This window comes from Sinomonas flava, from assembly GCF_039531875.1.
Taxonomy (GTDB): domain Bacteria; phylum Actinomycetota; class Actinomycetes; order Actinomycetales; family Micrococcaceae; genus Sinomonas; species Sinomonas flava.
The window spans coordinates 132,460-156,162 of sequence record NZ_BAAAQW010000006.1; the positions used below are offsets into that span (position 1 = coordinate 132,460).

Annotated in this window: 22 protein-coding genes; 10 read left to right on the top strand and 12 right to left on the bottom strand. The window is 71.7% G+C overall.

Translation table 11 applies throughout. From position 1 onward, the window contains the following. Positions 1-55: 55 nt before the first annotated feature. The 6 genes from ABD298_RS11915 (at position 56) to ABD298_RS11940 (ending at position 8,883) form a co-directional block, all read left to right on the top strand. Positions 56-3,706: a proline dehydrogenase family protein gene (locus tag ABD298_RS11915; RefSeq protein ID WP_344299926.1), complete on the top strand. Its 3,651-nt coding sequence runs from the start codon at positions 56-58 to the stop codon at positions 3,704-3,706. Positions 3,707-3,858: 152 nt separating this feature from the next. Beyond that, entirely contained in the window at positions 3,859-4,632 is a 774-nt protein-coding gene (locus ABD298_RS11920; protein ID WP_344299927.1) for a hypothetical protein, read from the top strand. 327 nt (positions 4,633-4,959) lie between these two features. Continuing rightward, positions 4,960-6,561 (top strand): PucR family transcriptional regulator, encoded by a 1,602-nt coding sequence (locus ABD298_RS11925; protein ID WP_344299928.1) that lies wholly within the window; start codon positions 4,960-4,962, stop codon positions 6,559-6,561. Then, positions 6,558-7,502, top strand: coding sequence for a glutaminase (locus ABD298_RS11930; protein WP_344300198.1), 945 nt, complete (start codon positions 6,558-6,560; stop codon positions 7,500-7,502). The genes ABD298_RS11925 and ABD298_RS11930 overlap by 4 nt, the downstream gene beginning before the upstream one ends. A 184-nt stretch (positions 7,503-7,686) precedes the next feature. Then, positions 7,687-8,328 (top strand): prolipoprotein diacylglyceryl transferase, encoded by a 642-nt coding sequence (locus ABD298_RS11935; RefSeq protein WP_344299929.1) that lies wholly within the window; start codon positions 7,687-7,689, stop codon positions 8,326-8,328. A 93-nt stretch (positions 8,329-8,421) separates the two neighbouring features. Beyond that, entirely contained in the window at positions 8,422-8,883 is a 462-nt protein-coding gene (locus ABD298_RS11940) for an NUDIX hydrolase (protein ID WP_344299930.1), read from the top strand. 78 nt (positions 8,884-8,961) lie between these two features. On the opposite strand, the gene ABD298_RS11945 is transcribed toward ABD298_RS11940, so the two are convergent. The 6 genes from ABD298_RS11945 to ABD298_RS11970 form a co-directional block, all read right to left on the bottom strand. Next, positions 8,962-9,258: a DUF6510 family protein gene (locus ABD298_RS11945; protein WP_344299931.1), complete on the bottom strand. Its 297-nt coding sequence runs from the start codon at positions 9,256-9,258 to the stop codon at positions 8,962-8,964. Continuing rightward, positions 9,255-9,986: a ferredoxin reductase gene (locus ABD298_RS11950; protein WP_344299932.1), complete on the bottom strand. Its 732-nt coding sequence runs from the start codon at positions 9,984-9,986 to the stop codon at positions 9,255-9,257. Before ABD298_RS11950 ends, ABD298_RS11945 begins: the two co-directional genes overlap by 4 nt. Next, complete coding sequence (locus tag ABD298_RS11955; protein ID WP_344299933.1) at positions 9,983-10,588, bottom strand: molybdopterin-dependent oxidoreductase; 606 nt, start codon at positions 10,586-10,588, stop codon at positions 9,983-9,985. Before ABD298_RS11955 ends, ABD298_RS11950 begins: the two co-directional genes overlap by 4 nt. A 106-nt stretch (positions 10,589-10,694) precedes the next feature. Then, positions 10,695-11,522 carry an alpha/beta fold hydrolase gene (locus ABD298_RS11960; RefSeq protein WP_344299934.1) on the bottom strand — a complete coding sequence of 276 codons (828 nt, stop codon included), beginning with the start codon at positions 11,520-11,522 and terminating at the stop codon, positions 10,695-10,697. Further along, on the bottom strand, positions 11,519-12,154 hold the full coding sequence (locus ABD298_RS11965; RefSeq protein WP_344299935.1) for a GNAT family N-acetyltransferase: 636 nt from the start codon (positions 12,152-12,154) through the stop codon (positions 11,519-11,521). Before ABD298_RS11965 ends, ABD298_RS11960 begins: the two co-directional genes overlap by 4 nt. Before the next feature lie 109 nt (positions 12,155-12,263). After that, a complete protein-coding gene (locus ABD298_RS11970) occupies positions 12,264-13,007 on the bottom strand; it encodes a LysR family substrate-binding domain-containing protein (protein ID WP_344299936.1) in 744 nt (247 codons plus the stop codon). Positions 13,008-13,065: 58 nt separating this feature from the next. Here ABD298_RS11970 and ABD298_RS11975 point away from each other — a divergent pair, with 58 nt between their 5' ends. Then, the gene (locus ABD298_RS11975) at positions 13,066-13,485 is read left to right on the top strand and encodes a DUF5997 family protein (RefSeq protein ID WP_344300199.1); all 420 of its coding nucleotides are present in this window, start codon (positions 13,066-13,068) and stop codon (positions 13,483-13,485) included. A 30-nt stretch (positions 13,486-13,515) separates the two neighbouring features. Here the strand turns inward: ABD298_RS11975 and ABD298_RS11980 are convergent, their stop codons facing one another. The 4 genes from ABD298_RS11980 to ABD298_RS11995 form a co-directional block, all read right to left on the bottom strand. Next, positions 13,516-14,349 (bottom strand): glycoside hydrolase family 25 domain-containing protein, encoded by an 834-nt coding sequence (locus ABD298_RS11980; RefSeq protein ID WP_344299937.1) that lies wholly within the window; start codon positions 14,347-14,349, stop codon positions 13,516-13,518. A 48-nt stretch (positions 14,350-14,397) separates the two neighbouring features. Continuing rightward, a complete protein-coding gene (locus ABD298_RS11985; RefSeq protein ID WP_344299938.1) occupies positions 14,398-14,772 on the bottom strand; it encodes a VOC family protein in 375 nt (124 codons plus the stop codon). Positions 14,773-14,877: 105 nt separating this feature from the next. Continuing rightward, the gene (locus ABD298_RS11990; protein ID WP_344299939.1) at positions 14,878-16,242 is read right to left on the bottom strand and encodes an MFS transporter; all 1,365 of its coding nucleotides are present in this window, start codon (positions 16,240-16,242) and stop codon (positions 14,878-14,880) included. 188 nt (positions 16,243-16,430) lie between these two features. Continuing rightward, a complete protein-coding gene (locus tag ABD298_RS11995) occupies positions 16,431-17,375 on the bottom strand; it encodes a dihydrodipicolinate synthase family protein (RefSeq protein ID WP_344299940.1) in 945 nt (314 codons plus the stop codon). A 118-nt stretch (positions 17,376-17,493) separates the two neighbouring features. On the opposite strand from ABD298_RS11995, the gene ABD298_RS12000 reads away from it, so the two are divergent. Next, positions 17,494-18,558 carry a LacI family DNA-binding transcriptional regulator gene (locus tag ABD298_RS12000; RefSeq protein ID WP_344299941.1) on the top strand — a complete coding sequence of 355 codons (1,065 nt, stop codon included), beginning with the start codon at positions 17,494-17,496 and terminating at the stop codon, positions 18,556-18,558. Positions 18,559-18,676: 118 nt separating this feature from the next. Then, positions 18,677-19,777, top strand: a complete 1,101-nt coding sequence (locus ABD298_RS12005) for an alanine racemase (protein WP_344299942.1) — start codon at positions 18,677-18,679, stop codon at positions 19,775-19,777. Positions 19,778-19,840: 63 nt separating this feature from the next. Here the strand turns inward: ABD298_RS12005 and ABD298_RS12010 are convergent, their stop codons facing one another. Beyond that, on the bottom strand, positions 19,841-21,289 hold the full coding sequence (locus ABD298_RS12010; protein WP_344299943.1) for an amino acid permease: 1,449 nt from the start codon (positions 21,287-21,289) through the stop codon (positions 19,841-19,843). Between the two features lie 190 nt (positions 21,290-21,479). On the opposite strand from ABD298_RS12010, the gene ABD298_RS12015 reads away from it, so the two are divergent. Next, a complete protein-coding gene (locus ABD298_RS12015) occupies positions 21,480-22,856 on the top strand; it encodes a multidrug effflux MFS transporter (protein ID WP_344299944.1) in 1,377 nt (458 codons plus the stop codon). A 43-nt stretch (positions 22,857-22,899) separates the two neighbouring features. On the opposite strand, the gene ABD298_RS12020 is transcribed toward ABD298_RS12015, so the two are convergent. Further along, positions 22,900-23,655 (bottom strand): MerR family transcriptional regulator, encoded by a 756-nt coding sequence (locus ABD298_RS12020; protein WP_344299945.1) that lies wholly within the window; start codon positions 23,653-23,655, stop codon positions 22,900-22,902. Positions 23,656-23,703 lie beyond the last annotated feature (48 nt).

The following is a 23,703-nucleotide window of genomic DNA, read 5'->3' on the forward strand; positions in this document are numbered from 1 at the left end:
CGCCCCTCCCGTGGGCCACCCTTCGACCCCTCGAGCACCAGACAGGACCGCCGCAATGAGCTCCACGAGCGCCTTCACCACCCCGCCGCCGGCAGCGGCCGCCCCCATCCGTCCGCAGGACCTCGCCGACGCCGCGGTCGCCCAGGTGCGTGCGTGGCTCGACGAAGCTGCGAAGCTTCCCGTGGATGCTTCCGCCGCGCAGCTCGCCGGCGTTCTCAAGGACCCGAACGGCCTCGCGTTCACGGTGGGGTTCGTGGACGGAGTCGTGCGCCCCGAGGACCTCTCCGTCGCGGCCCGGAACCTGCGGGCCATCGCCCCCAAGGTCCCGGGATTCCTCCCGTGGTACATGCGCCGGGCCGTGGCCCTCGGAGGCTCGCTCGCCCCGGTGATGCCCGGCGTCGTCGTCCCGATCGCCCGCCGCGTGCTGCGCGAGATGGTCGGCCACCTCATCGTCGACGCCTCGGACGCGAAGCTCGGGCCCGCGATCGCCAAGATCCGCAAGCCCGGCATCCGCCTCAACGTCAACCTCCTCGGCGAGGCCATCCTCGGCGAGGGCGAGGCTGCACGCCGGCTCGAGGGCACGCGCCGCCTGCTCGCCCGCGACGACGTCGACTACGTCTCCATCAAGGTCTCCTCGACCGTCGCCCCGCACAACCACTGGGCCTTCGACGAGGCCGTGGACCACATCACCGAGCGCCTCGCGCCGCTCTACCGCCTCGCCGCGGACAGCTGCGCGGAGGGCAAGCCGAAGTTCATCAACCTCGACATGGAGGAGTACAAGGACCTCGACCTCACGATCGCGGTCTTCACGCGCCTCCTCGACCGGTCGGAGTTCCGCGGCCTCGAGGCCGGGATCGTGCTCCAGGCCTACCTCCCCGACGCCCTTGGCGCGATGATGCACCTTCAGGAATGGGCCTCCCGCCGCATCGCCGCCGGCGGTGCGCCGATCAAGGTCCGCGTGGTCAAGGGCGCGAACCTGCCCATGGAGCACGTCGACGCGGAGATCCACGGCTGGCCGGTCGCCACGTGGCACTCCAAGCAGGACTCGGACACGTCCTACAAGGCCGTCCTCGACTACGCCCTCCACCCGGACCGCCTCGCCGCCGTGCGCGTCGGGATCGCCGGGCACAACCTCTTCGACATCGCCCTCGCGTGGCTGCTCGCGAAGGCGCGCGGCGTCGACCTCGGGGTCCGCGACGGCGCCGCCCAGGTGGAGTTCGAGATGCTCCTCGGCATGGCCTCCGCGCAGGCCCAGGCCGTCCTGAAGGACGTGGGCCACCTCCTCCTCTACACTCCGGTGGTGCACCCGGGCGAGTTCGACGTCGCGATCGCCTACCTCATCCGCCGCCTCGAGGAGGGCGCGAGCCAGGACAACTTCATGTCCGCGGTGTTCGACCTCGATTCCAGCCCAGCGCTCTTCGAGCGCGAGGAGAAGCGGTTCCGCGCCTCCCTCGCCGCACTGGGGGAGCCCCCGTTCGCCGACGCCGACGGCCACCGCACCGTGCCGCAGCCGCACCGCATCCAGGACCGCCGCCACCCGTCTGGGGGTCACCTCCCGAGGGTCACGTCAGGTGACCTTCAGGACCTGACCCCCAGAGGGGCGGGGGCGGGGGGCGAGACGGGCAACCATTTCGCGAACACCCCGGACACGGACCCGGACCTCCCGGGCAACCGCGCGTGGGGCCGGGCCATCATCAACCGCGCCGAGGCCTCGGACCTCGGCCAGGCGAGTGCCGACGCCGCCGAGCTCTCCACCGAGGGCGAGCTCGCTGCCGTCGTGCGCAGCGCGGTGGACGCCGGCGGGCGGTGGGGTGCCCTCACCGGTGCCCAGCGCGCCGTGGTGCTCGACGCCGCCGGCCGCGCGCTCGAGCGCCGCCGCGCCGAGCTGCTCGAGGTCATGGCCAGCGAGGCCGGCAAGACGCTCGACCAGGGCGACCCCGAGGTCTCCGAGGCGATCGACTTCGCGCACTACTACGCCCAGCTCGCCCGCGGGCTCGACGAGGTCGACGGCGCGACGTTCGTCCCGGGCCGCCTCACCGTGGTGACCCCGCCGTGGAACTTCCCCGTCGCGATCCCGGCCGGGTCCACCCTCGCGGCCCTCGCCGCCGGCACCGCAGTGATCATCAAGCCCGCCAAGCAGGCCCGCCGCTCGGGCGCCGTCATGGTCGAGGCGCTGTGGGAGGCCTTCGACGAGACCCGGGCGGAGACGGGCGTGGGCCGCGAGGCGCTCCAGCTCGTCCAGCTCCCGCAGGGACAGCCAGGGCGCGAGCTCGGCCGCCAGCTCGTGGCGCACCCGGACGTGGACCGCGTCATCCTCACCGGCGGGTACGAGACCGCCCAGCTGTTCCGCTCCTTCCGCCCGGACCTGCCGCTCCTGGCCGAGACCTCGGGCAAGAACGCCATCATCGTGACCCCGTCCGCGGACCTCGACCTCGCCGCGAAGGACGTCGCCTACTCCGCGTTCGGCCACGCGGGCCAGAAGTGCTCGGCAGCCTCCCTCGTGGTGCTCGTCGGGTCCGTCGCCACCTCCAAGCGGTTCCGCAACCAGCTTCTCGACGCCGTCCAGTCCCTCCACGTCGGGTACCCGTGGGACGCGCGCACCCAGATGGGCCCGGTCATCGAGGCACCCGGCGAGAAGCTGCGCCGCGGCCTAACGGTGCTCGGCGAGGGCGAGAGCTGGGCGCTCGAGCCGCGCCAGCTCGACGGGTCCGGCAAGCTGTGGAGCCCAGGCGTGCGGGTCGGCGTGAAGCCCGGCTCCGAGTACCACCTCACCGAGTACTTCGGCCCGGTCCTCGGCGTCATGACCGCCGAGACCCTCGAGGAGGCCGTGGCCCTGGTCAACCAGATCGATTACGGCCTCACCTCGGGCCTGCACTCCCTCGACCCGGCCGAGCTGGACTACTGGCTCGAGCACATCCAGGCCGGCAACCTCTACGTGAACCGCGGCATCACGGGTGCAATCGTGCAGCGGCAGCCGTTCGGCGGGTGGAAGAAGTCCGCTGTGGGCGCCGGGACCAAGGCCGGCGGCCCGAACTACCTCGTGGGCCTCGGCTCGTGGGAGGACGCGCCGGTGGCCGGCGGCGCGCGGGTCGGCGGCGCGGCCGGGGAGCTGCTCGCCGCCGCGAACGCCGTTCTCCCCGCGCACGACGCCGCGTGGCTGGCTTCCGCGCTCGGCTCCGACGCCGCGGCGTGGGCCTCGGAGTTCGGCGTGTCAAAGGACGTCTCCGGCCTGGCCTGCGAGCGCAACGTGTTCCGCTACCGGCCGCTCCCCGTGACCGTCCGCTTCGAGGCCGGGACCTCGGGCCACGGCGTCGCCGAGCTCCTGCGCGTGGCCGCCGCCGGACTCACGGCCGGAGCGCGGGTGACCGTGAGCACCGCCGTCGGGCTTCCCGGCACTGCCGCGGACGTCCTGCTCCGGCACCGCATCGGCGTGACGGTCGAGGACTCTGCGGCGTGGCTGCGCAGGGCTGCAGCCCTCGGGGCCGGCCGGGTGCGGCTCATCGCCGGCACGGGCGACGCCGCGGCCTCCGCCGTGCGCGCCCTCGCCGACGCGGTGGGAGGCACGCCAGACATCGCGGTGTACGCGCACCCCGTTGTCTCCGCGGGGCGGGTCGAGATGCTGCCGTTCGTGCATGAGCAGGCCGTGTCCATCACCGCGCACCGCTTCGGGAACCCGAACCCGGACTTTCTGGCACTCACCGTCTAGCACATAGCGGCGCGGCTACCGGTCCTTGGGCGGGGCCAGCCTAGTAGCCCAGAACCCCCCGATACGAGCTCCGGGGGTTCTGAGCTACTGGACGACGTCTCTTAGAACACCGACGCGTGACGCCCACCGAGTGAAGACCTAGCCTTGGCGCCATGGGGAAACGGCCAGGGCGCGCCGCGCGACTCATGGTGGTCGTCGCGGCCATGGTGTTCTTGGCGGCTGGGTGCGCATCGCCTGAGCGAACCGCCGGTCTCGAGAGCTCAGTCGATCGACCCGATGCGCTGCTGTGTCAGGGCAACAAGGTGCCGCTTCAGGCGCTGAACAACCCCAGGCCGGCGAGCGAGCTCGCCCCCGAGGCCACGCCGGCGCTGAAGGGCCTCGGTGTCTCGAAGTTCAACCCAGTCGATTGGCTGATTGCGCAGGAGAGCAGCGATCGCGTGATGCTCATGACCAAGCTTCCGGTTCCCGACAATCATGGCAAAGGCGATATTCGCGGTTACATGTACATCGTCATCTCCACGAACTCCATGGCGTCGGAGCCTGGAAGGCCGGTATGGGCAGTTGTAGAGTCATCGACTTGCACCCCCACACTCGACCTTGGCCAGCTGAGTGTCGGCGCAGTCACTCTCGATCCCTCGCTGCCGCCCGCTCCTAACTCCGACCGCCTCGCGCTGCTCGTCATGGAGCTCGTCTGCAATTCAGGCCAGAACGCCGCCGGACGGGTCGAGCTCGTCAAGCTCACCGAAACAGAATCCACGGTCGAGGTCGTCATAGGGGTGCGGCCGTCGGATGCGCAGGAGGCCTCGTGCCAGGGAAACCCGGCGACACCGTTCACGGTCGATCTCGAACGGCCGCTCGGTGACCGTGCCGTCCTGAACGCCGCTGTCGTGCCCGCCCGGGAGATCACTGCCCCAGCGGTGTCCTGAATCAACGAGCCACATGAAGTGCGGCTTTCGCCGGCGACCAATACCGAACCACGGCGATTGAAGCGTTCCGCTTCGGGAACCCGAATCCCGTGGCCCTCGGCGCCCGGGTCTAACACCTTCCCCCGCAGAGGAGGGCTCGAGGCCGGTGTTCCGCCCTGGCGGCGCCGGCCTCGAGCACGTGGGCCCCGCCCCCTAGATTTGGGCAGCCGCCCAACATTCGGCGTGCACGACGGCGCCGTGCACAGAACCCGTCCCTCTCGGCGTCCCTACCATGAACTGTGGACGGCGCAACGGGGCGCCGTGCCACTGAGGCAATGAAGGACCAGCGTGGGATCAGTCACCGTCGACGACATCTTGGAAGACCTTCCGGCGAGCCTGTGCAGGCTCATCAGCCGGCCCAGCCCCACCGACTCCCCGGTGGCACAGGCTCTCATCCTCGACTCGGAGGAGACGGATCGTGACGTTGCGGGCGCTCTGGTGTGCCTGATGGGAGTCCGGGGCAGGGCCGCCCTGCCCATGGTGCGGCGGCTCGCCCAGAGCCGACCCGTCGCCGTCGCCGTGAAGGGCACGGCCGGGGAAGCGCTCGAGATCGAGGAACTGCTCCGGGCTGCCGGCGTCGGGCTGCTGCTGGTGGAGCCGTCGAGCGGCTGGGACACCTTCCTGTCCGTCGCCAACGGCCGCATCCAGACCACCGACTACCACAGTGACGTCCTGGCGCTGATCCAGGAGGATCTGTACGCCATCGCACAGACCACCGCGAAGATGACCTCGAGCCATGTGGTCATCGAGGACGCGGCCAACAAGGTTCTGGCCTATTCGACTGTGGGCAACGACCTCGACGAGCTCCGGAGGGCCTCCATCCTGAGCCGTCGGGGTCCCCGGAAGTACGAGGCGCTGCTCAAGGACCTCGGCGCCTACCGGGAACTGCACCGCAGCCGCGGCGTGGTGCGTGTGCCCGAGCGGCAGGAGGATGCGCTCAAGGAGCGGGCTGCCGTGGCGATCTTCGCCGGGGAACGCGTGCTCGGCTATATCTGGCTCCAGGAGACGGGATCGGGCTTCGCTCCCGGCACCGATGCCGTGCTCGTGGGGGCGGCCCGCCGGGCAGCGGCAGAGCTCGTCCGGCACCGGAACCAGCAGTCCGTCCACCTCCGGGAAGACGCCATCGCGCGCCTCCTCTCCACACCGGATGAGGCGACCGCGAGCGCGCAGTTCTCGCGGATCGACCCAGAGCGCCCCGCCTGCCTCCTCCTCGTGGGGCTCTCCCACGAGGACCAGCGGTCGGCGGATGCAGAGCTCAAGCACGGTGAGCTGGCGAACCTTGCCTCAATCCGCGCGGCAGCGTTCAAGGACTCAGCGGTCGTGGGCCAGCACCAGGGCCAGACTGCGGTGATCGTGCCCGACCTGCGGTCCGACAGCCCCGAGGCCGCGCTCCGCGTCCTCGCCGACGCCGTGGTGAAGGACGCCCGCGAGCACCTGGGCCTGAAGGTCCACGTCGCCGTGGGCGAGGTCGCCCCCACCCTGACCGCGCTCCGCTCCACCAGCGTGGAGACCGCAGCCCTGCTCCGGGCCATGCGGGTTGACGGCAGCCAGCGGGTCGCGACGCTGGATGACTTCGAGGCGGAGATCATCCTGGACGAGGTCATCCGGGGGCTTGACGCGTCGCCGTTCCGCCACCGCGCGCTGACCCGACTGTGTCTGGAGGAGGAGGAACTGGCCCGGACGCTGCGGGGCTACCTGGACTCCGGGCTGGACGTGGGCGAGTGCGGAAGGCGGCTGAACCTCCACCGGAACACGGTGTACTACCGGGTGGCGAAGGCGAGCCGGTTGACGGGTCTGGACTTCAGCCAGCCTGCGCACTCCACCATCGCGCTGCTTCACCTCGAGCTGTGGGCTTCCCGCCGGCTCTCGTCGCCCGCGGGGCGGGCATGACGACGGCCGTCGCCACCGGGATGCAGGAGCTCCTCGAGGAACTCGTCGTCGCCCACCGGCCACGGGGGCCTGTAGGGTCAGTTCCCGCCTCGATCCCGCATCTGGGGCGCGTGGAGCCCACGAGTTTCGGCATCGCCGTCGCCACGGTCGGCGGGGACGTCTATGCCGCGGGTGATTCGGACGTGCCCTTCTCGATCCAGAGCATCTCCAAGGTCTTCTCGCTCGCGCTGGCGCTCCGCCAGGATTCCGCCAACACCCTGTGGCGGCGCGTGCTGCGCGAACCGTCGGGAACGGCCTTCAACTCCCTCGTCCAGCTCGAAGCCGAGTCGGGCATCCCCCGCAACCCGTTCATCAACGCAGGCGCACTGGTTGTCACCGATGTCCTGCAGGAACAGCGGGGGGATGCACGCGGGCAGGTGCTCGCGTTCGTCCAGGCGCTCTCGGGGAGCAGCGAGCCCGCCATCGACGGAGCCGCCGCCGCCGGCGAACTCGAACGCAGCAGCCGGAACCTCGCACTGGCAAATTTCCTCGCGGACTTCGGCAACCTGCGCTGCGATGTCCGCCAGGTGGTGGAGCACTACGTAGGGCACTGCTCGATCACCATGAGCTGCCGCGACCTCGCCCGGGCGGGGACCTTCCTGGCCGACGGCGGGAGGGTGGGTCCGTGGGCCGGCGAGCCGTGGTCGGCGCTCACCGCGGAGCAGACGAGACGGATCAACTCGATCATGCTCACCTGCGGCCTGTACGACGCGGCCGGGGAGTTCGCCTACCGGGTCGGGCTGCCGGGGAAGAGCGGAGTCGGCGGCGGGATCATGGCCGTGGCGCCGGGCAGGGGAACGGTCTGCGTCTGGAGCCCAGGCCTCGACGCCAAGGGGAACTCCGTTGCCGGCGCCGCGGCCCTCGCTGATCTCAGCTCGCACCTCGGGTGGTCCGTCTTCTGACAGCGCGCGCGGTCGGCGGTCGCTGGCACTGGGGGGCGCCTTCGTCAAGGGATGACAGGCAATATGAGTCGTTCAATTTAAGAGTTACAGTGTTTGTCATCGAATTTAATGCATCCGTCAATCACCTGTGGTCACGATAGGGACGCAATCCGCTCTACGCGGGAACCGACACCAGGGAGATCTGATGCCCAAGCTAGCCAACCTTGTCACCCAGAAGGCGGTCCTCACCGCGGTGTCCGCCGGTGCGCTCGTCCTCGGCGGCGCCAGTGCAGCGGCCGTGGCGGCACCCGATGAGTCGACCGTCGACCAGCCCGTCAGCGCCCGGGCCGCGTCCGAGACCTATGCGCTCGATGCAGCGGACGAGCCGCAGGCTGAGTCGTCCGAGTCAGCGGAGGCCCCGGAGTCGGAGGCCCCCGAAATGGAGGCACCGGAGACGGAGGCTCCCGAGACTGAGTCACCCGAGGCCGAGTCGTCCGAGACCGAGACTCCGGAAGCCGAGGCACCGGAGACTGAAGCACCGGAGATTGAGGCGCCCGAGACAGAAGCACCGGAGGCTGACGCCCCGGAGGCGCCTGACGCAGGGGTCCCGGCGGCGCAGGCCTCGGTGGTGGCTCAGCAGGCCACCACAGCGGCGCATGCCCAGGGCGAAGACCGGTACCCCGGGTCCGTCTCGGATGTCGTCCTCCAGTACGTGCCCGCGGCGTCGAAGCCCGCTCCGGACTCCGTTCCCCAGGCTGCAGCCCCATCCGCGGCGCAGCCCGCCGCGAAGCCCGCAGCGCAGGCGCACCCTGCCGGCCAGGGCGCTTCGGCGAAGCACGGTCGCTGAGGGAAGCACGGCAGCACCTCACGTTCTGGGGGTCGCATCGGGTGACCCCCAGAACGTGACCCCCAGAAGGCGGCGGTGGGTAGGCTGAAGCCCATGGCCGTTCTGAGCGCAGGGATCCTGCTGTACCGGCGGGCCGACGAGGGACTCGAGGTGTGGATCGCCCACATGGGAGGCCCGTTCTGGGCGCGCAAGGACGAGCACGCATGGTCGATCCCCAAGGGCCTCTACGACGAAGGCGAGGACCCCTTCTCCGCTGCGCGGCGGGAGTTCGCCGAGGAGATGGGCACCCTTCCCCCGGACGCTGACTACATCCCCCTCGGCGAGTTCCGCCAGCCCTCGGGAAAACGACTGAGCGCCTTCGCGGCGGAGGCGGACTTCGCCCCAGAGCAGATCACGAGCAACACGTTCCCGCTCGAGTGGCCCAGGGGGTCGGGGCGGGTGATCGATGTCCCCGAGATCGACCGCGCCGAGTGGTTCCCCGAGGAGGTGGCCAGGACCAAGCTCGTCAAGGGTCAGGTCCCCATCCTCGACGCCCTCCTGGACCGCCTCCGATGACCCTCCCGGCGCCCCGGTGGTCAACGGGTAGCACCTCCGCGGCCCGGGAACGCCCCGCGGCCAGGGGATCGCCTCCGCTCAGCCGAGCGTGATCGTGAGCTGGGTGAGCCCCCGGAAGTCGACGATGACGCGGCCGTCGCGTTCGTCCAGCCGCAGCCACACCCCGTCGCACTCGGGGCAGCGGAGCAGCTTGGCCGGCGCGTTGACGTAGAGGCGCGCCTCGGCGATCGCACGGACGGTCCCGCAGCCGGAGCACGTGCCAACAGCGGCGGTGATGTCGATCGCGAAGACCTCCGACAGCGGGCCCGCGAGGGCGTTGCCGTCGAGGTAGTCGTCCGTCCCCAGAGTGCCCGGCCGAGGCGTCCAGTCGCTCATGATGTGCCTCCCAGACCCCCATAGCGTTCCGTCTTGATCCTCGCGGGAGCATGGCCGAGGGCCACGAGCCACCCGGACACCGCCTCGACGAACGCGGTGGCGCCGCAGATGTACACCAAGGGGTCGGCGCCGTTGCCGAGCACGTGCTCCGCGAGCGTCGGCGCATCGAGCCGGCCCACCGGGTGGCCCTCCGGAGCAGCCCGCGTGTACACCACCGTCAGGCTGAAGGGGCTGTGATCGGCGGCGAGAGAGTCGAGCTCGCGGCGGAAGAACACGGAGTCCGGGCTCCGCACCGAGTACAGCAGGCGGATCGGGGCCGGGTGCGCGGCGGCCCGGTGAGCGCGGACCATCGCCATGAGGGGCACGACGCCTGACCCTCCCCCGATGAGCTGCACCGGAGATTGCTCCTCGGGCCGCCACACGAACCAGCCGCCCACCGGGCCGCGCACCTCGAGCTGGTCGCCCACGGCGAGGTCCCGGACGAGGTACGGCGACACCTCGCCGTCGGGCAGTTCCTCGACGGTGATGTCGAGAGCGTCCGGGGGCACCGAGGCGGACACGGAGTAGGAGCGCACCGCCTGATACCCGTCGGGCGCTGTGAGGCGGACGTCGACGTGCTGGCCCGCGGCCGCGTGCACGGGGCCCGGAAGCCGCAGGCGTATGGTCCGTGCAGTGGGGGTCTCGGCCTCGAGCGCCACGACGTCGGCCACGTTCCACGCGCCGCTCACCCGTAGCGCTCCTCGGTCCACGGGTCGCCGTGCATGTGGTAACCGCGGCTCTCCCAGAACCCAGGAATGTCCCGGTCGACGAGCTCAAGGCCGTCCACCCACTTCGCGCTCTTCCACAAGTACAGGTGGGGAACGAGGAGCCTGACAGGACCGCCGTGTTCGGCGGCCAGCGGCTCGCCCTCGAACTCGTGCACGAGCCACGCCTTCCCGTCCAGCACGTCGGTCAGCGGCAGGTTGGTCGTGTAGCCGCCGTAGGAGTGGAAGAGCGCGAAGCCCTCCCTGGCGGACACGGAGGCGCCGTCGGTCCCATCGAAGAGCGCATCCACCGGAACGCCCCGCCACCTGGTCCCCAGCTTGGACCAGCTCGTGACGCAATGGATGTCCACGGTGACGTGCTCGTGGGGCAGGGACAGGAATCCGTTCCAGTCCCAGAGCCGCCGCGCCGCGGCGCCCGTGAAGGAGAAGGTCCACTCCCGAGGGTCGATGCGCGGCGTGGGGCCTGCCGACAGCACCGGGAAGTCCTCGGTCACGTACTGTCCCGGAGGCAGGCCCGGGACGTCCCTCTTCCTGCGGCCCCTGAAGCCGGACGAAACGATGCCCATCGATGCTCCTCGCCGATGCGTGCGGCCGGGTACCCGAGACGTAGCTGGGACGATACGCCTCCGGTGAGCCGAGAGCCAGAGCGGGTGCGACGCCGTCGTGCGCACCTCAGGGGGTGTCGAGGAAGGTGAGGACGTCGCGGGCGAAGCCCGGCGCCCGCTGGACCCCGACGTGGCCCCTGCCCGAGTAGAGGCGGAGGCGGCCGTTCGGGAGGCCCGCCGCCGTCTCGCTGAACACCGCGGGCCCGTAAGGGGAGTCTTCGTCGCCGCCGACGACGAGGGTCGGCGTCGTGATCGAAGGCAGCCGGGCGGTGAGGTCGAAGGCGTCCTCGGCCAGGATCACTGCGGCGAGGTCGTCAGTGAACCGGGGCAGCATCAAGGGCCCTGCGAGCCATCCGATCCAGGCCTCCAGCTGTCTGGCCACGGGCCGCACCCCGATGAGCCGCACCATCTCGGCGCCCGCGCCCCGGCGGTCCCCGCCGTCGAGCCGGTCCAGGACCGCGCGCTGGCCCCTCCTGCCGAGCTCCCCGAGCCGGCACCCTGCCGCGACGAGGACGAGGCGCCGGACGAGCCGGGGGTGGTCCGCGGCGAGCTGCAGCGCTACGCTCCCGCCGGTCGAGATGCCGACCACGTCCACGGGCCCATCGAAGGCGGCGAGCGCCTGGGCCGTGTCCGCGGCGAGGTCCCCCATGGTCGTGGTCCGCGGCAGCCCCGAGCGGCGCCCGATCCACCACACCTCCCGGGACAGGGCGAAGGCCCGCAGCGGGCCCGCCTCGGCGGCGCGCTCGAAGCCGCGGGGCACCTCGTGGGGCGCGCCGAGGCCCGGCAGGACCACGAGCGGCCGTCCCGTCCCCACCCGGAAGAACGGCAGCCCCGGCGGCAGGTACCCGCTCTCCGCCGGGGGCCCGGGCGCCCCGGCCGCGCCTGCGCCGCTCACGGGAAGTCGACCCGCATGACGACCCGGCGCGGCGACGGGCGGCTGACCTCGTCAAAGCCCGCCTCCTCGAAGATTCCCCGGCTGCCCACGAACAATTCCCCCCACGGGACGTCCTTGCCGGGCTCGGTGAGCATCGGGTAGCCCTCGACCGCGCGGGCGCCCCGTTCCTTCGCGTACGGCACCGTCGCGGCGGCGAGGGCCCGCGCGACGCCGCGCTTGCGGTACCCGGCGCGGGTCACGAAGCAGGTGACCGCCCAGACAGCGGGATCCTCCCTGTCCTCGTCGCGGCCGGTCCACGGGATCCGCTTCGCCGCCAGCCGAGGATAGGCGGTGCGGGGTTCGACCGCGACCCAGCCGGCAGGCTCCCCGTCGAGATAGGCGACCAGGCCGGAGGTCTGCGGGGCGTCGGGGTGGCCGCAGTCCGTCTGCTCGCGGAGCGCCTGCCCGCGGGCCTCGCGGGACAGGAGCCGCCATTCCTCCCGACCCGTGACCTTGAACCACTGGCACTGGCACCGGGCAGGGTCGCCGCGCTCCCCGAAGACCGCCGCGAGGTCCTCCCACGAGGCCTCGTTGGCGGGGACTACCGTGATCCGGGACGAGTCAGGGCCGGCCGCCGCTGGAGGGCGTTCCATGCTGCTCAGGCTAGCCGCCGACACGCCCTCGGCGGGAGGGGCGACATGCGCGCTCGCGGACCGTCCGCGTCCTCAGGCTGGGCAGAATCCGACGGGCTCGTGCGCCGCTTCAGCGGCCGCGCCGCTTCCCTGAGCCCGGGCGGCCCTTGGCTCCGCGGGCTGCGGGCTTCCCGCCGCGGGCGGCCTTCGCCGCCCGGCTCGCATCGTTCCGAGCCCGGGCCGCCTTGGACTGTGCCGCAGCCCGGTCCTCGCGGCGCTGCTTGGCGGCCTCCTGCTGGTCGCGCTGCACCGACTCCTGCCGCGAGCTGTTCGCTCCCCGCCCGCGGACCACGCCGATGAACTCCTGGATCGCGCTGGACTCGTTGTCCCTGCGCCACGCGATCCCCACCCCATAGGGCTTCACCCCGGTCACCGGGCGGTAGCGGAGGTCCTTGCGGTTGAAGTGCCGCACCACGCTCATCGGCATGATCGCGAGCCCCGCCCCGCCCTCGACGAGGTCCAGGCGCTCTGAGGGCCCGCCGTCGTACTCGAAGAGCTCGTCCGCGACCTCGGCGAGCGGGATCTCCTCGAAGGCCTGGATCTCGTGGCCCTTGGGCGCGACGACGACCGGCAGCTCCTCGTAGAGCGGGATGACGTGGAGGCCTTCGCGGTCCTTGTCCACGGGGAGGCGGACGAACGCGACGTCCGCGCGGCCGTCCCGCAGGACGGCGAGCTGCTCGCCGTCGTCGACCATCTGCGAGGCCAGGGGGACGTCTGGGAAGCGCTCCTCCCAGCGGTGGAACCACTTGCCGGGCGCGACGCCCGCGACGAAGGCCACGTTCAGGGCCTGGGCGCTCTCGCTCTCGGACTGCATGGGTCAACGGTAGCCTTGATCCATGAGCTCGAACCCCAAGGGCAGCGCGTCCCAGTCCATGAAGCCGGCCACCGCGGCCAAGAAGCTCGGGATCTTCCTCCCCGCCACCCCTGCGGAGTTCCAGGAGGGCGAGGTGACGCGCGAGGAATTCGACGCCCTCCGCGAGAACCCGCCGGCGTGGCTCACCGAGCTCCGCGAGAACGGCCCGCACCCGCGCCCGGTCGTGGCGCAGAAGCTCAACGTGACGATCTCGGGCCTCGCCCGGGCGGGCATCACCGAGGCGCTCACCACGGACGAGATCGCCGCGCTGCTGAAGGATCGGCCGCAGTGGCTGCAGGACGAGCGGGCCAACATGGCGGCGGTCCGCGAGGAGACGCGGCGGGTCAAGGCCCAGGCAGAGGAGAAGGCCGCCAAGGCGGCCCGTGCCACCCACGGCGCGGCGGCGGAGCGGTCCCTGCGCGGCGGCCGGCACGGCTGACGCCGCGCTCTCCTGAATGCGCCGGAGGCGCTACCCGATGCAGGAGACGTTGTAGTCCAGGCCGCCCGAGACGAACTGCGCCAGCGAGATCCGGCCGCCCGGCGTGAGCGTGGCCTCCGTGCAGGCCCGCTCGGCGCCTCGCTGGGTCCTCGCCCCCGGATGCCATTCGTCGCGCCCGGCGAGGTTGCTGCCTGCCGGCACGATGCCGGCGATCTGGCCCCACTGGTAGGGCGTCGCGTAGAGACCGACGGCGCCGCCGCGGGAGACGAAATGCGCGGTCATGCCTTCCAGGACGGCACGGTTGCTTGCCCTGTCGGCATCGGTGCCGCCCGTCTTCCACGTGTTGTCGAGCTCGACGTCGAGCCACCACACGTAGTCCGCCGGGTTCGCCGAGACCTTGGCCGTCTGGGCCGCGGGCGCGAAGCGCTGGTCGACGTCCTCCTCGGCGCGGTTCCAGCCGTACTGCCAGGCGCACGCGAGGCTGTCGCTGCCGTCGCAGGTTCCGTACGGGTTCCCGGAGGTCGAGGACGTGGGCCACGACGCCGTTCCGAGGCCGCCCGGGTTGGCGGTGTTGACGTAGAGCTGGACCTTGGCCTGCTTCGTGGCCCCGGTCGACTTCGCAGCCCAGGCCAGCTGGTCGGCGAGGCAGGGATTCGTTGTCGTGGCGAGGCCCCCGGTGACTCCCACGATCCCGAAGGCCTGGCCGCTCGGCAGCGTGGTGCCGCACTGCGGCCACGACACATCGATGCCCAGGGTCGAGGGCGCGGGGCCCTTGCCGCCCGGCGGTGCGGCCAATGCAGGCTGCGCAGCGGTGGCCAAGGCGAGGGTCAGGGCGGCGGCAGCGGTCATCACGGCGCGTCTCATGGAGGACAGTATTCCGCACGGTGCCAAGCGGCGGCCGCAGGCCCGCGGTCAGTCCTGGTGGAGCTGGATCAGGTTGCCGTGCTGGTCGTCGAAGACGGCCGAGACCCCGTACGGATCCTCGGCGGGCTCGCCGCGGAACGCCACGCCGGCCGCCGTGAGCCTCTCGTAGTCGGCCCGCACGTCCGGCGAGCCGAGCACGATGGCAGGCATGCCGGCGTCATACACGCTCGTGCGGTACGTCTCGCCGATCGGGTTGTCGCTGGGCTCGAGCAGGAGGCCCACCCCGCCCGAGTCCGGCGAGGTGACGATGAAGAGGTTCCCCTCCGGCATCGCCATGAGGGTGTCGAAGCCGAGCGTCTCCGTGTAGAAGGCATGGGCCGAGGCCGGGTCGGTCACGTGGATGGAGCACATCTTGATCCGCATGCGCCCAGCCTACGCAGAGGCTCCGACATCCGTCAGGGCACAGCGCACGACGGCGGGCGCCCACCCGCCGTCGTGCGCTCGTCTGGTGCGTCGGTACAGCCAGCCCTACGGCGCGAGCTCCTCGAGGACCCGCCCCTTGGTCTCGATCGCGAAGAAGATCGTGACGAGCCCGCCGAGGAGGGCGATCCCCGCGAAGGCGATGAAGACCCACCCGATCCCGAAGCCGTCCATGATCCACGCGACCAGGAGCGGCCCGGCGCTCGAGCCGGCGCGCAGCCACGCGCTCCCGAAGCCGGTCCCGATGGCGCGCAGGCGCGTCGGGTAGAGCTCGGCCGAGTAGAGGTAGAGCGAGAAGGAGATGGTCTGGAGGATCGCGTAGGCGATGCTCGCGAAGAGGACCACCTGCACCGCCGAGACCGCGCCGAGGGCCCCGAGGACCACGAGCGGGACGGTCGCGGCGACGAACGCGACCGAGTACCAGCGCTTGCGTCCCACGCGGTCGATGAGCAGGGCGCACAGCACGGACGCCACGACGCCGACCCCTGAGGTCACCCAGCCGTACGCGAGGCTGGTCTGCAGCGGGACGTTGAAGACCTCCTTGTAGAGGGTCGGCAGCCAGGTGATGAGGCCGTTGTTGACCACGTAGACGCTGACCCACAGGCCCCAGATCATGAAGGTGCGCCGGCGGTAGATGCCGCGGAACAGATCGCGCCAGTCGGACTTGGCCTCAGCCGCGGGCAGGGGCCGCGCGACGGGCTCGGCGAGGGTGTGGCCGGCCTTGACGGCCTCGCGCTCGAGCATCGACACGACGGCGTCGGCCTTCTCCCCGCGCCCCACGGAGGCGAGCCAGCGCGGCGATTCGGGCATGATCCACCGCAGCGGGATGGTGAGGATCGCGGGGACGAGCCCGACGATGAACATCGCCTTCCAGCCGAAGGCAGGGACGAGGAAGAACCCGGCGATACCAGCGAACATGAGGCCCACCGGGAAGATGACCTCGTAGAGCAGGAAGAAGCGGCCGCGGCGCCGGGCACCGACGAACTCGTTGATGTACGCGCTCGCCACGGGCACCTCTCCCCCGGTGCCGATGCCCTGGAGGAAGCGGAACGCGATCATGGACCAGGCACCCCACGAGAACAGGCAGGCGAGGTCCATGCTCACGAACAGGACGATCGTGATGAACAGGGTGGGCATGCGGCCGATCTTCTCGGCGAGGCTGCCGAAGAAGACGGAGCCGAAGAGCTGCCCGAGGTAGCCGGACGAGAGGATCAGGCCCACCTCCCCGGGCGTGAGGTGCCACTCGGAGACGAGCTGGGGCATCGCGAAGGCGATCGCGAGGACGGTGTAGGCGTCGAAGAAGGTGGCAGAGCCGATCACGACGCGGATCATGGTGAGACGCCGGGTGATCGGCAGCCTCTCGAGGCGCGCGACGATGTCGGTCTGCGTCGCGGAGGTCTGTCCGCTGGCCATAGCAGTCATTGTGGTGGGATTCCTCCCCTCCGCGCATGGGCGCGGAGTTGTCGGGACGTCGTTGTCGCCGAACCGCCCCGGGGCGTGGGCGCCGGCAGCGGACGGGAAGGTGCCCGGGCAGGGCCGGGCGGGGGCGGCGCACGACGGCGGGCGGGCACCCGCCGTCGTGCGCCCTGTGGCGCTGGGGCTCAGGCGCGGGCCGGGACCGTGGCCCGGCCGAGGTTCGCCGAGGACAGGGCCAGGGCGATCTCCTCGTGCGCGCCGGGGGCGAGCGGCAGGAGCGGGGGGCGGACGGTGGCGTGCTCGAGGATGCCGCGGGCCACGAGGCCCTCCTTGAGCGCGACCGTGCCCTCCATGTGCGAGCCGCGGTGGTAGACGTTCTTCGTCACCGGCAGGAGGCGGTCGTGGATCTCGCGGGCCCTGGCGTAGTCCTTGGCCTTGCCGGCGGCGATGAGCTCCACGAGCGGCTCCGGGGCGAGGCCACCGTAGCCGACCAGGGCGCCGTCGACGTCGAACATGGTGTGCAGCAGGTACTCGTCGTGGCAGGTGAGCACCTGCAGCTCGGGGAACGCCGCGCGCAGCACCGGGATCTCGGTGTCCCAGCGGCGCATGTTGCGCACGCCGTTCTTGGTCGCGAACACGCCCTCCTGGGCGGCGATCTCGAGCTGGGTGTCGAGGTTGTAGGTGGCCTTGGTGGCGTCCGGGTACTGGAACAGGATCAGCGGCAGGCCGCTCGTCTCGTAGATCTCGCGGTAGCGCGTCTGCGGCGCGCCCTCCTGGTAGCCGAACCGGAGCCAGCCGTGGGAGGGGTAGACGAGGCCGGCGGAAGCACCGGCGTCGACCGCGCGCTGCGCCTCCTCGGCGGCGACCTTGTTGCCCTCGCCTGTGATGCCGGCGATGATCGGCAGCCGGCCGTCCACGGCGTCGCGGAAGGCGGAGATGACGAGCGCCTGCTCGGCCTGGGTCAGGAAGGTGCCCTCGCCGGCGTGGCCGAGGACCACGAGGCCCTTGACGCCCTCGACGCTGCCGAGCCACCCGCCGAGGCGGTGGATCGCGGCGACGTCCACGTCGCCCTCGCGGGTGAACGGGGTGACCGGGGCGGGGACGAGGCCGCGGAGGTCGATGCTGCTCATGGTTGCTCCTCTTCGAGTAGGGACGTTTCGAGATAGGGAATCGATTCCGTTATCGATTGCTTCAACGGTAAGCTGGGTCACGTCAGCACGTCAAGGGTCCCGTTCCGAGGAGGAAACGATGGAGGGCAAGGAGGCCAGGGCGGGCTCGCGGCCCACCATCGCGGACGTGGCCGCGGCTGCGGGGGTGGCGCGCTCGACCGTGTCCCGCGCAATGAACCGCGAGCACACGTTCTACCGGAGCGAGTCCGCGGCCCGCATCCGCGCGGTGGCCGAGTCGCTGGGCTACGAGCCGAACCCTTCCGCGGCGAACCTGCGGCGCCGGCAGACCAACACCATCGGCGTCTTGGTCTCGCGGCTCACGGACACGGTCATGGCCACCCTCTATGAGGAGATCGCCTCCGCCTGCGCCGGGCGCGGCTACCACGCGCTCGTCGCGACGACCTACGGCGACCCCGGCCTCGAGCGCGACAACGGCCACACGATGCTCGCCTCGCGCGTGGACGGGCTGATCCTGACGACGGCCACCACGGATGGCGGCCTGTGCACGGAGCTCCTCGAGCGGGGCGTGCCGCACGTGCTCGCCCTGCGGGCCTACGGTTCCAGTCCGAGCGTGACCGGCGACGACGCCCTGGGCGGATACCTCGCCACGCGGCACCTCGTGGACCTCGGCCACCGCGAGATCGGCATCCTGACCGGCCCCGACGAGGCGCCGACCGCCCTGGCCAGGCGGGAGGGATACCGGCGCGCCCTGGCCGAGGCCGGGATTCCGGAGATGCCTGAGTTCGTCTACTCCTCGACGTTCTCCATGGAGAGCGGCGAGGCGGCGGCCGAGGCCTTCCTCGCCGCCGCCCGCAGGCCCACCGCCGTCTTCGCGGTCAACGACAACACCGCGATCGGCTTCACCTCCATGGTCCAGCGGGCCGGCCTGCGGATCCCTGCGGACCTCTCTGTGGTGGGCTACAACGACATCCCGCTCGTGGGCCGGCTCGCCGTCCCGCTCACGAGCGTGCGCGTGCCGTTCCGCGAGATAGCGACCGCTGCGGTGGACTCCCTCCTCGACCAGGTCGCCGGACGCACGGGGACCGCGGCGGGGGCGGCCCGCGTGGTGGCGCCGACGCTCATCCCGCGCGCCTCCACGGCGCGCCCGCCCGTCCGCGAGCCGGCGGCAGTCTCAAAGGGGTAGGCGCGGCGAAGCGCACGACGCCGGGTGGGCGCCCGGGCAGGGCGGCGACCGAGGCCCCGCATCGCCGCCTCGCCTAAGCTGGGCGACGCACGAGCCCCCGGCAAAGGAGATTCAGAGCATGTCCACGGTCCCGCACGACATCGACACCCCCGAGATCATGGTCGACAGGGATGTCCTGCAGCGGAACATCTCCCGGATGGCGGAGGCGGTTGCCGCGAAGGGCATTGCGCTGCGCCCGCACGCGAAGACCCACAAGATCCCCGAGATCGCGGCGCTCCAGCTCGCGGCCGGCGCCGTCGGGCTGACCGTCGCGACCATCGGGGAGGCGGAGGTCTTCGCGGAGCACGGCGTCGAGGACCTGTTCATCGCGTACCCGCTGTGGGTGGGCCCGCGGCAGGCCGAGCGGCTGCGACGCCTCGCCGAGCGGGCCAGGATCGCGGTCGGCACGGACTCCGCCGAGGCCGCCCGCGCCATGGGCGCGGCACTCGGGGACGCGGCCGGGACGCTTGACGTGCTGGTCGAGGTGGACAGCGGCCACCACCGCAGCGGCGTCGCCCCGGCGCGGGCCGTCGCGGTGGCCCGGGCCGCGGCGGACGCGGGGCTGCGCGTCGCGGGCGTCTTCACGTTCCCCGGCCACTCCTACGCCCCCGGCATGCCGACGGAGGCCGCGCACCAGGAACAGCAGGCCCTCGCCGCGGCCGCGGCGCTGCTTGCCGACGCCGGATTCGAGGCCACGCGGGTGAGCGGCGGTTCGACGCCGAGCGCACTGCTGACCGAGCCCGGCGCCACGACCGAGGTCCGCCCCGGCGTGTACGTGTTCGGCGACGCGCAGCAGCTCGAGCTCGGCCGCTGCGCCCGCGGGGACATCGCGCTCACGATCGCCGCCACGGTCACGAGCCGGCATGAGGGCGACGGCACCACTCCCCGCCGGATCGTCCTCGACGCGGGGACCAAGGTGGTCGGGGGCGGCCGGCCCGCGTGGGCGACCGGCTTCGGGCGGCTCATGGATTTCCCGGACGCCCGGATCACGGCCCTGTCGGAGCACCACGCGACGGTGGTGTTCCCCGACGGCGCGGACCTCCCGGCCCTCGGTGAGCGCGTCCGCGTCATCCCCAACCACGTATGCGTCGCGGTGAACCTCGTCGACGAGGTCGCCGTGGTCAGCGGAGGCGAGGTCGTGGACCGGTGGCGCGTCGCGGCGCGCGGGCGCAACAGCTGAAGCTGGGGAAGGCCCGCGGACGACGGCGGGTGCGCACCCGCCGTCGTGCGCCCGGCAGCGCGCTCAGCGCTCGGAGGACGGAGCGGTGCGCTGCTCGCTGGCGTGCCGGGGGCTCTCCGGGTTGAGGAGCGAGTGCCGCCGCGAGTAGCCGAAGTAGATGGCCAGTCCGACCACGAGCCAGACCGCGAAGCGGACCCATGTCTCCCAGGGCAGGGAGATGATGAGCCAGAGGGAGAACAGGACCCCGACCGCGGGGATCACGGGCATCAAGGGGGTCTTGAACGAGCGCGGGATCTCGGGGCTGCGGTAGCGCAGCACGATGACCGCCAGGCACACCACCACGAACGCGGACAGGATGCCGATGTTGGTCAGCTCCGCCACGGTGGTGATCGGCAGGACGCCGGCGAGGAGCGCAGAGCCGATGCCCACGATCCACGTGACGCGGGTCGGGACGTGCCGCTTGGGGTCGGTCTTGGCGAACCACTTGGGCAGCAGCCCGTCGCGGCTCATGGAGAACCACACGCGGGTCACCCCGAGCATGAACGTGATCATGACAGTCAGGATGGAGATGATCGCCCCGATCGCGATCACGTCGGCCACCCCCGCGAGGCCCACCGACTCGAACGCCGTGGCGAAGCCGGACTTGGGGTCGATGTCCTTGTAGTTCTGCATCCCGGTGAGCACGAGGGTCGCCAGCACGTAGAGGACCATCGCGATCACAAGGGAGTAGATGATCGCCTTGGGCATGTGCCTCCTGGCGTCCTTCGACTCCTCCGCGGCGGTGCTCATGGCATCGTAGCCGAAGACCGCGAAGAACACGGTGGCCGCGCCGGTCATCACCCCGCCGAAGCCGAACGGGAAGTAGGGCTGGTAGTTGGCCGTGTTGATGTGGAGGACCCCGAGCACCACGATCACGACGACGAGCAGCACCTTGAGCCCGACGATCACCAGCTCGAAGCGGCCGGTGCTCTGGATGCCCCGCGTGAGGATCCACGCGGTGACCAGGCACAGCACGATCGCGAAGACGTCCACCACATGCCCCGGCCCGGTCCCCGGCGCGCCGAGCATCCACGCGGGCAGGTCGACCCCGAACTGCCCCACGAGGAAGCCGAAGTACCCCGAGATGCCGATCGCGACCACGGCCACGATGGCGGTGTACTCGAGCAGCAGGTCCCAGCCGATGAACCACCCCACGACTTCGCCCAGCGACGCGTACCCGTAGGTGTAGGCCGAGCCGGCCTTGGGGATCATGCCCGCGAACTCCGCGTAGGACAGGGCCGCCGCGGCGCTTGCGACCCCGGCGATGAGGAACGAGATCAGCACGGCGGGTCCGGCGGTCTTGTTGGCCACGGCGCCGGCGAGCGAGAAGATGCCGGCGCCGATGATGCCGCCCACGCCGATCGCGGTCAGCTGCCAGAGGCCGAGGGTCCGGGACAGGTGGCCGATGCCCGGCTCCTCCTCGATCTCCCCGATGGGCTTGCGGCGCAGTATTGACTGATTCGGCCGAGACATGACGCCCCTTCCTCGAGCAGGTCGCCTCTGAAAGTCCTGCCAGTATGCGCGCGGGCCGCGGATACGCCTAGGCATCCTCCGTGATGGCGCCCCGCCGCGAGGGGTGCCCTGTCAGTACCAGCCTCAGCAGGGACTCCCTGCGGCGCCCGGGCCACGGTTTGCTGGAGGGGTGACAGAAACCCTTGCCTCCGTGAAAGCGGCACCCCGGGCCGGTGCCGGCGGGTGGCTCGCAGCCCTCCTGCTGGTCCTGACCGTGTTCGGGCCGATCTCGATGGACCTCTACCTGCCCGCCCTGCCCGCCCTCACCGACGAACTCGGCGCCTCCACCTCGCTCGCCCAGCTGACGATCACGGCATGCCTGTTCGGCCTCGCCGGAGGCCAGCTGATTGCCGGCCCGCTCTCCGACCGGTTCGGCCGGCGGAGGCCGCTCCTGACCGGCGTCGCCACCTATGTCGCGGTCTCGGCGCTGTGCGCCGCGAGCCCCACGGTCGAGGCCCTCGTCGCGGCCCGCCTCCTCCAGGGGCTGGCCGGCGGCGTCGGGATCGTGATGGCCCAAGCCGCCGGACGCGACGTCTACCACGGGGGCCAGCTGGTCCGGTTCTACGGACGGCTGACCGTGACGGGCGGCTTCGCCGCCATCGTCGGGCCGATGCTCGGCGGCGCACTCACCGCGGTCATGGACTGGCGCGGCCTGTTCCTCGTCCTCGCAGTGATCGGCGCGGCGATCCTCGTGTGCGTGGCCACGGGATTCCGCGAGACGCACCCGCCCCACGCGCGGGCCTCGGGCGGTTTCGCCCGGAACCGCCGGAACATGGGCCTCCTGCTCGCCGATCGGCGTTTCGTCGGCGCGGTGCTCGTGCAGGGGTTCGTCAATGCGGCGATCTTCGCCTACCTCGCGGGCGCAACGTTCGTGCTGCAGGGCATCTACGGGCTCTCCCCGCAGCAGTATGCGATGGCCTTCGGCCTCAACTCGGCCGGGTTCATGGCCTTCGGCTACCTATCCGGCCGCCTCAGCGAGCGCTGGAGCGTAACTGGCATGCTCGCCGTCGGCCTCTCGCTGTGCGGGGCGGGGGCGGCAGGGCTCCTCGTGGCGGGGCTCGCGCACGTGCCCCTCGCCGTCGTCATGGCCTCCCTGTTCCTCGTGGTGGGCGGCGCCGCCTCCGTGAGCCCGCCCTCCACGACCCTCGCGCTGGCGGACTACCCGCAGATGGCGGGCACGGCGTCGTCCGTGCTCGGCGCGGCGCGGTTCGCGTTCGGCGGGATCGCGGCGCCCTTCGTCGGGGTCGCCGGCGCGCTGAGCATCCTCCCCCTCGGGCTGGTCGCGGCAGTCGTCATTGCCCTCGCCGCCCTGGCCGCCGCCGCGTTCCTGTTCCGCCGGCCGGACACTCCAGCCGCGTCACCAAGGTGCTGCTCACCCTCTGAGCGGCCCGGGTACGTGAGCGGCGCGTGGACGCCTCGGGACGGGGCCGTCCTCCCCAGCTTTGGGCCGTCCTCCCCAGCTTCCGGCCCGGTCCCTCCGCGCGGGCAAGCGGATGGAGGCACTTTCCGAGCCGCGGCACCCCGCTAGAGCTGGGGACGACGGACCGCGACCCGTGGCGGCCCGGCCGCGCCTACATCTCCCGTTCCGCAAACGCGTGCAGCGCGTCACGGACGAACTCCGCGCCCTGCTCACCGCCGTAGTTCCTGGCGAACCGCGGGTCGGCGACGTACATGTCGGCGAGGCCGAGCACGTACTCCTTCGCGGGGCCGTGCGGGTAGCCCGGCGTGCCGGGGATGGCGCCGAGCCACTGCACGTGGCGGGCGGCGAGCGCCTGGGCGGCCTCGCCGTCGGGCGCTTCACCGCTCCGGGCGGCGGCGAGCCAGTCCTCCCCGAGCCTGCGCGAGCGCTCCTTCCATTCGGCCTGCCCCTCGGGGCCGAGGCCGCGCCACCACGCGTCGGAGTCGGCGTACGCCGCCGCGCCCCAGCGCTGCTCGACCTCCCCCTTGTACTGGGTGTGGTCGAATCCGTCGAACATGTCCTTGGCCATGACCGGCCCTCCTGTCTCCAATGCCTCGATCGTCTGCTCCACCGCGCGCGCCTGCCGGGCGAGCCTCTCCTGCTCGGCGCCCAGCCACGCGAGGTGGCGGCGCAGCGCGCGGGCCGGGTCGCCGTCGTGCGCGAGCGCCGCCGCGATGTCGTCCAGCCCGAGGCCGAGCTGGCGCAGGAGGAGGATGCGCTGGAGGCGCACGAGCGCGTCCCGATCGTAGTAGCGGTAGCCGTTGGCGCCGGTGCGGGTCGGCTCGAGCAGGCCGATGCTGCCGTAGTGGCGCAGGGTCCGGCTCGTGGTCCCGGCGAGGCGGGCGACCTCCTGGATGCTCCAGTCCATGCGTTCCTCCTTCCGTGTTCCACGGTAGGAGTTGACGCTGCGTCAAGG

Excerpts from the sequence above, each read along its gene's own strand:
- ABD298_RS11980 (WP_344299937.1), bottom strand. The coding sequence starts at position 14,349 with ATGAGACGCGCCGTGATGACCGCTGCCGCCGCCCTGACCCTCGCCTTG.
- ABD298_RS11955 (WP_344299933.1), bottom strand. The coding sequence starts at position 10,588 with ATGGGCATCGTTTCGTCCGGCTTCAGGGGCCGCAGGAAGAGGGACGTC.
- ABD298_RS11920 (WP_344299927.1), top strand. The coding sequence starts at position 3,859 with ATGGGGAAACGGCCAGGGCGCGCCGCGCGACTCATGGTGGTCGTCGCG.
- ABD298_RS12020 (WP_344299945.1), bottom strand. The coding sequence starts at position 23,655 with ATGGACTGGAGCATCCAGGAGGTCGCCCGCCTCGCCGGGACCACGAGC.
- ABD298_RS11970 (WP_344299936.1), bottom strand. The coding sequence starts at position 13,007 with ATGCAGTCCGAGAGCGAGAGCGCCCAGGCCCTGAACGTGGCCTTCGTC.
- ABD298_RS12010 (WP_344299943.1), bottom strand. The coding sequence starts at position 21,289 with ATGTCTCGGCCGAATCAGTCAATACTGCGCCGCAAGCCCATCGGGGAG.
- ABD298_RS11915 (WP_344299926.1), top strand. The coding sequence starts at position 56 with ATGAGCTCCACGAGCGCCTTCACCACCCCGCCGCCGGCAGCGGCCGCC.
- ABD298_RS11965 (WP_344299935.1), bottom strand. The coding sequence starts at position 12,154 with ATGGAACGCCCTCCAGCGGCGGCCGGCCCTGACTCGTCCCGGATCACG.
- ABD298_RS11990 (WP_344299939.1), bottom strand. The coding sequence starts at position 16,242 with ATGGCCAGCGGACAGACCTCCGCGACGCAGACCGACATCGTCGCGCGC.
- ABD298_RS11930 (WP_344300198.1), top strand. The coding sequence starts at position 6,558 with ATGACGACGGCCGTCGCCACCGGGATGCAGGAGCTCCTCGAGGAACTC.
- ABD298_RS11935 (WP_344299929.1), top strand. The coding sequence starts at position 7,687 with ATGCCCAAGCTAGCCAACCTTGTCACCCAGAAGGCGGTCCTCACCGCG.
- ABD298_RS11975 (WP_344300199.1), top strand. The coding sequence starts at position 13,066 with ATGAAGCCGGCCACCGCGGCCAAGAAGCTCGGGATCTTCCTCCCCGCC.
- ABD298_RS12000 (WP_344299941.1), top strand. The coding sequence starts at position 17,494 with ATGGAGGGCAAGGAGGCCAGGGCGGGCTCGCGGCCCACCATCGCGGAC.
- ABD298_RS11995 (WP_344299940.1), bottom strand. The coding sequence starts at position 17,375 with ATGAGCAGCATCGACCTCCGCGGCCTCGTCCCCGCCCCGGTCACCCCG.
- ABD298_RS12005 (WP_344299942.1), top strand. The coding sequence starts at position 18,677 with ATGTCCACGGTCCCGCACGACATCGACACCCCCGAGATCATGGTCGAC.
- ABD298_RS11945 (WP_344299931.1), bottom strand. The coding sequence starts at position 9,258 with ATGAGCGACTGGACGCCTCGGCCGGGCACTCTGGGGACGGACGACTAC.
- ABD298_RS11985 (WP_344299938.1), bottom strand. The coding sequence starts at position 14,772 with ATGCGGATCAAGATGTGCTCCATCCACGTGACCGACCCGGCCTCGGCC.
- ABD298_RS11940 (WP_344299930.1), top strand. The coding sequence starts at position 8,422 with ATGGCCGTTCTGAGCGCAGGGATCCTGCTGTACCGGCGGGCCGACGAG.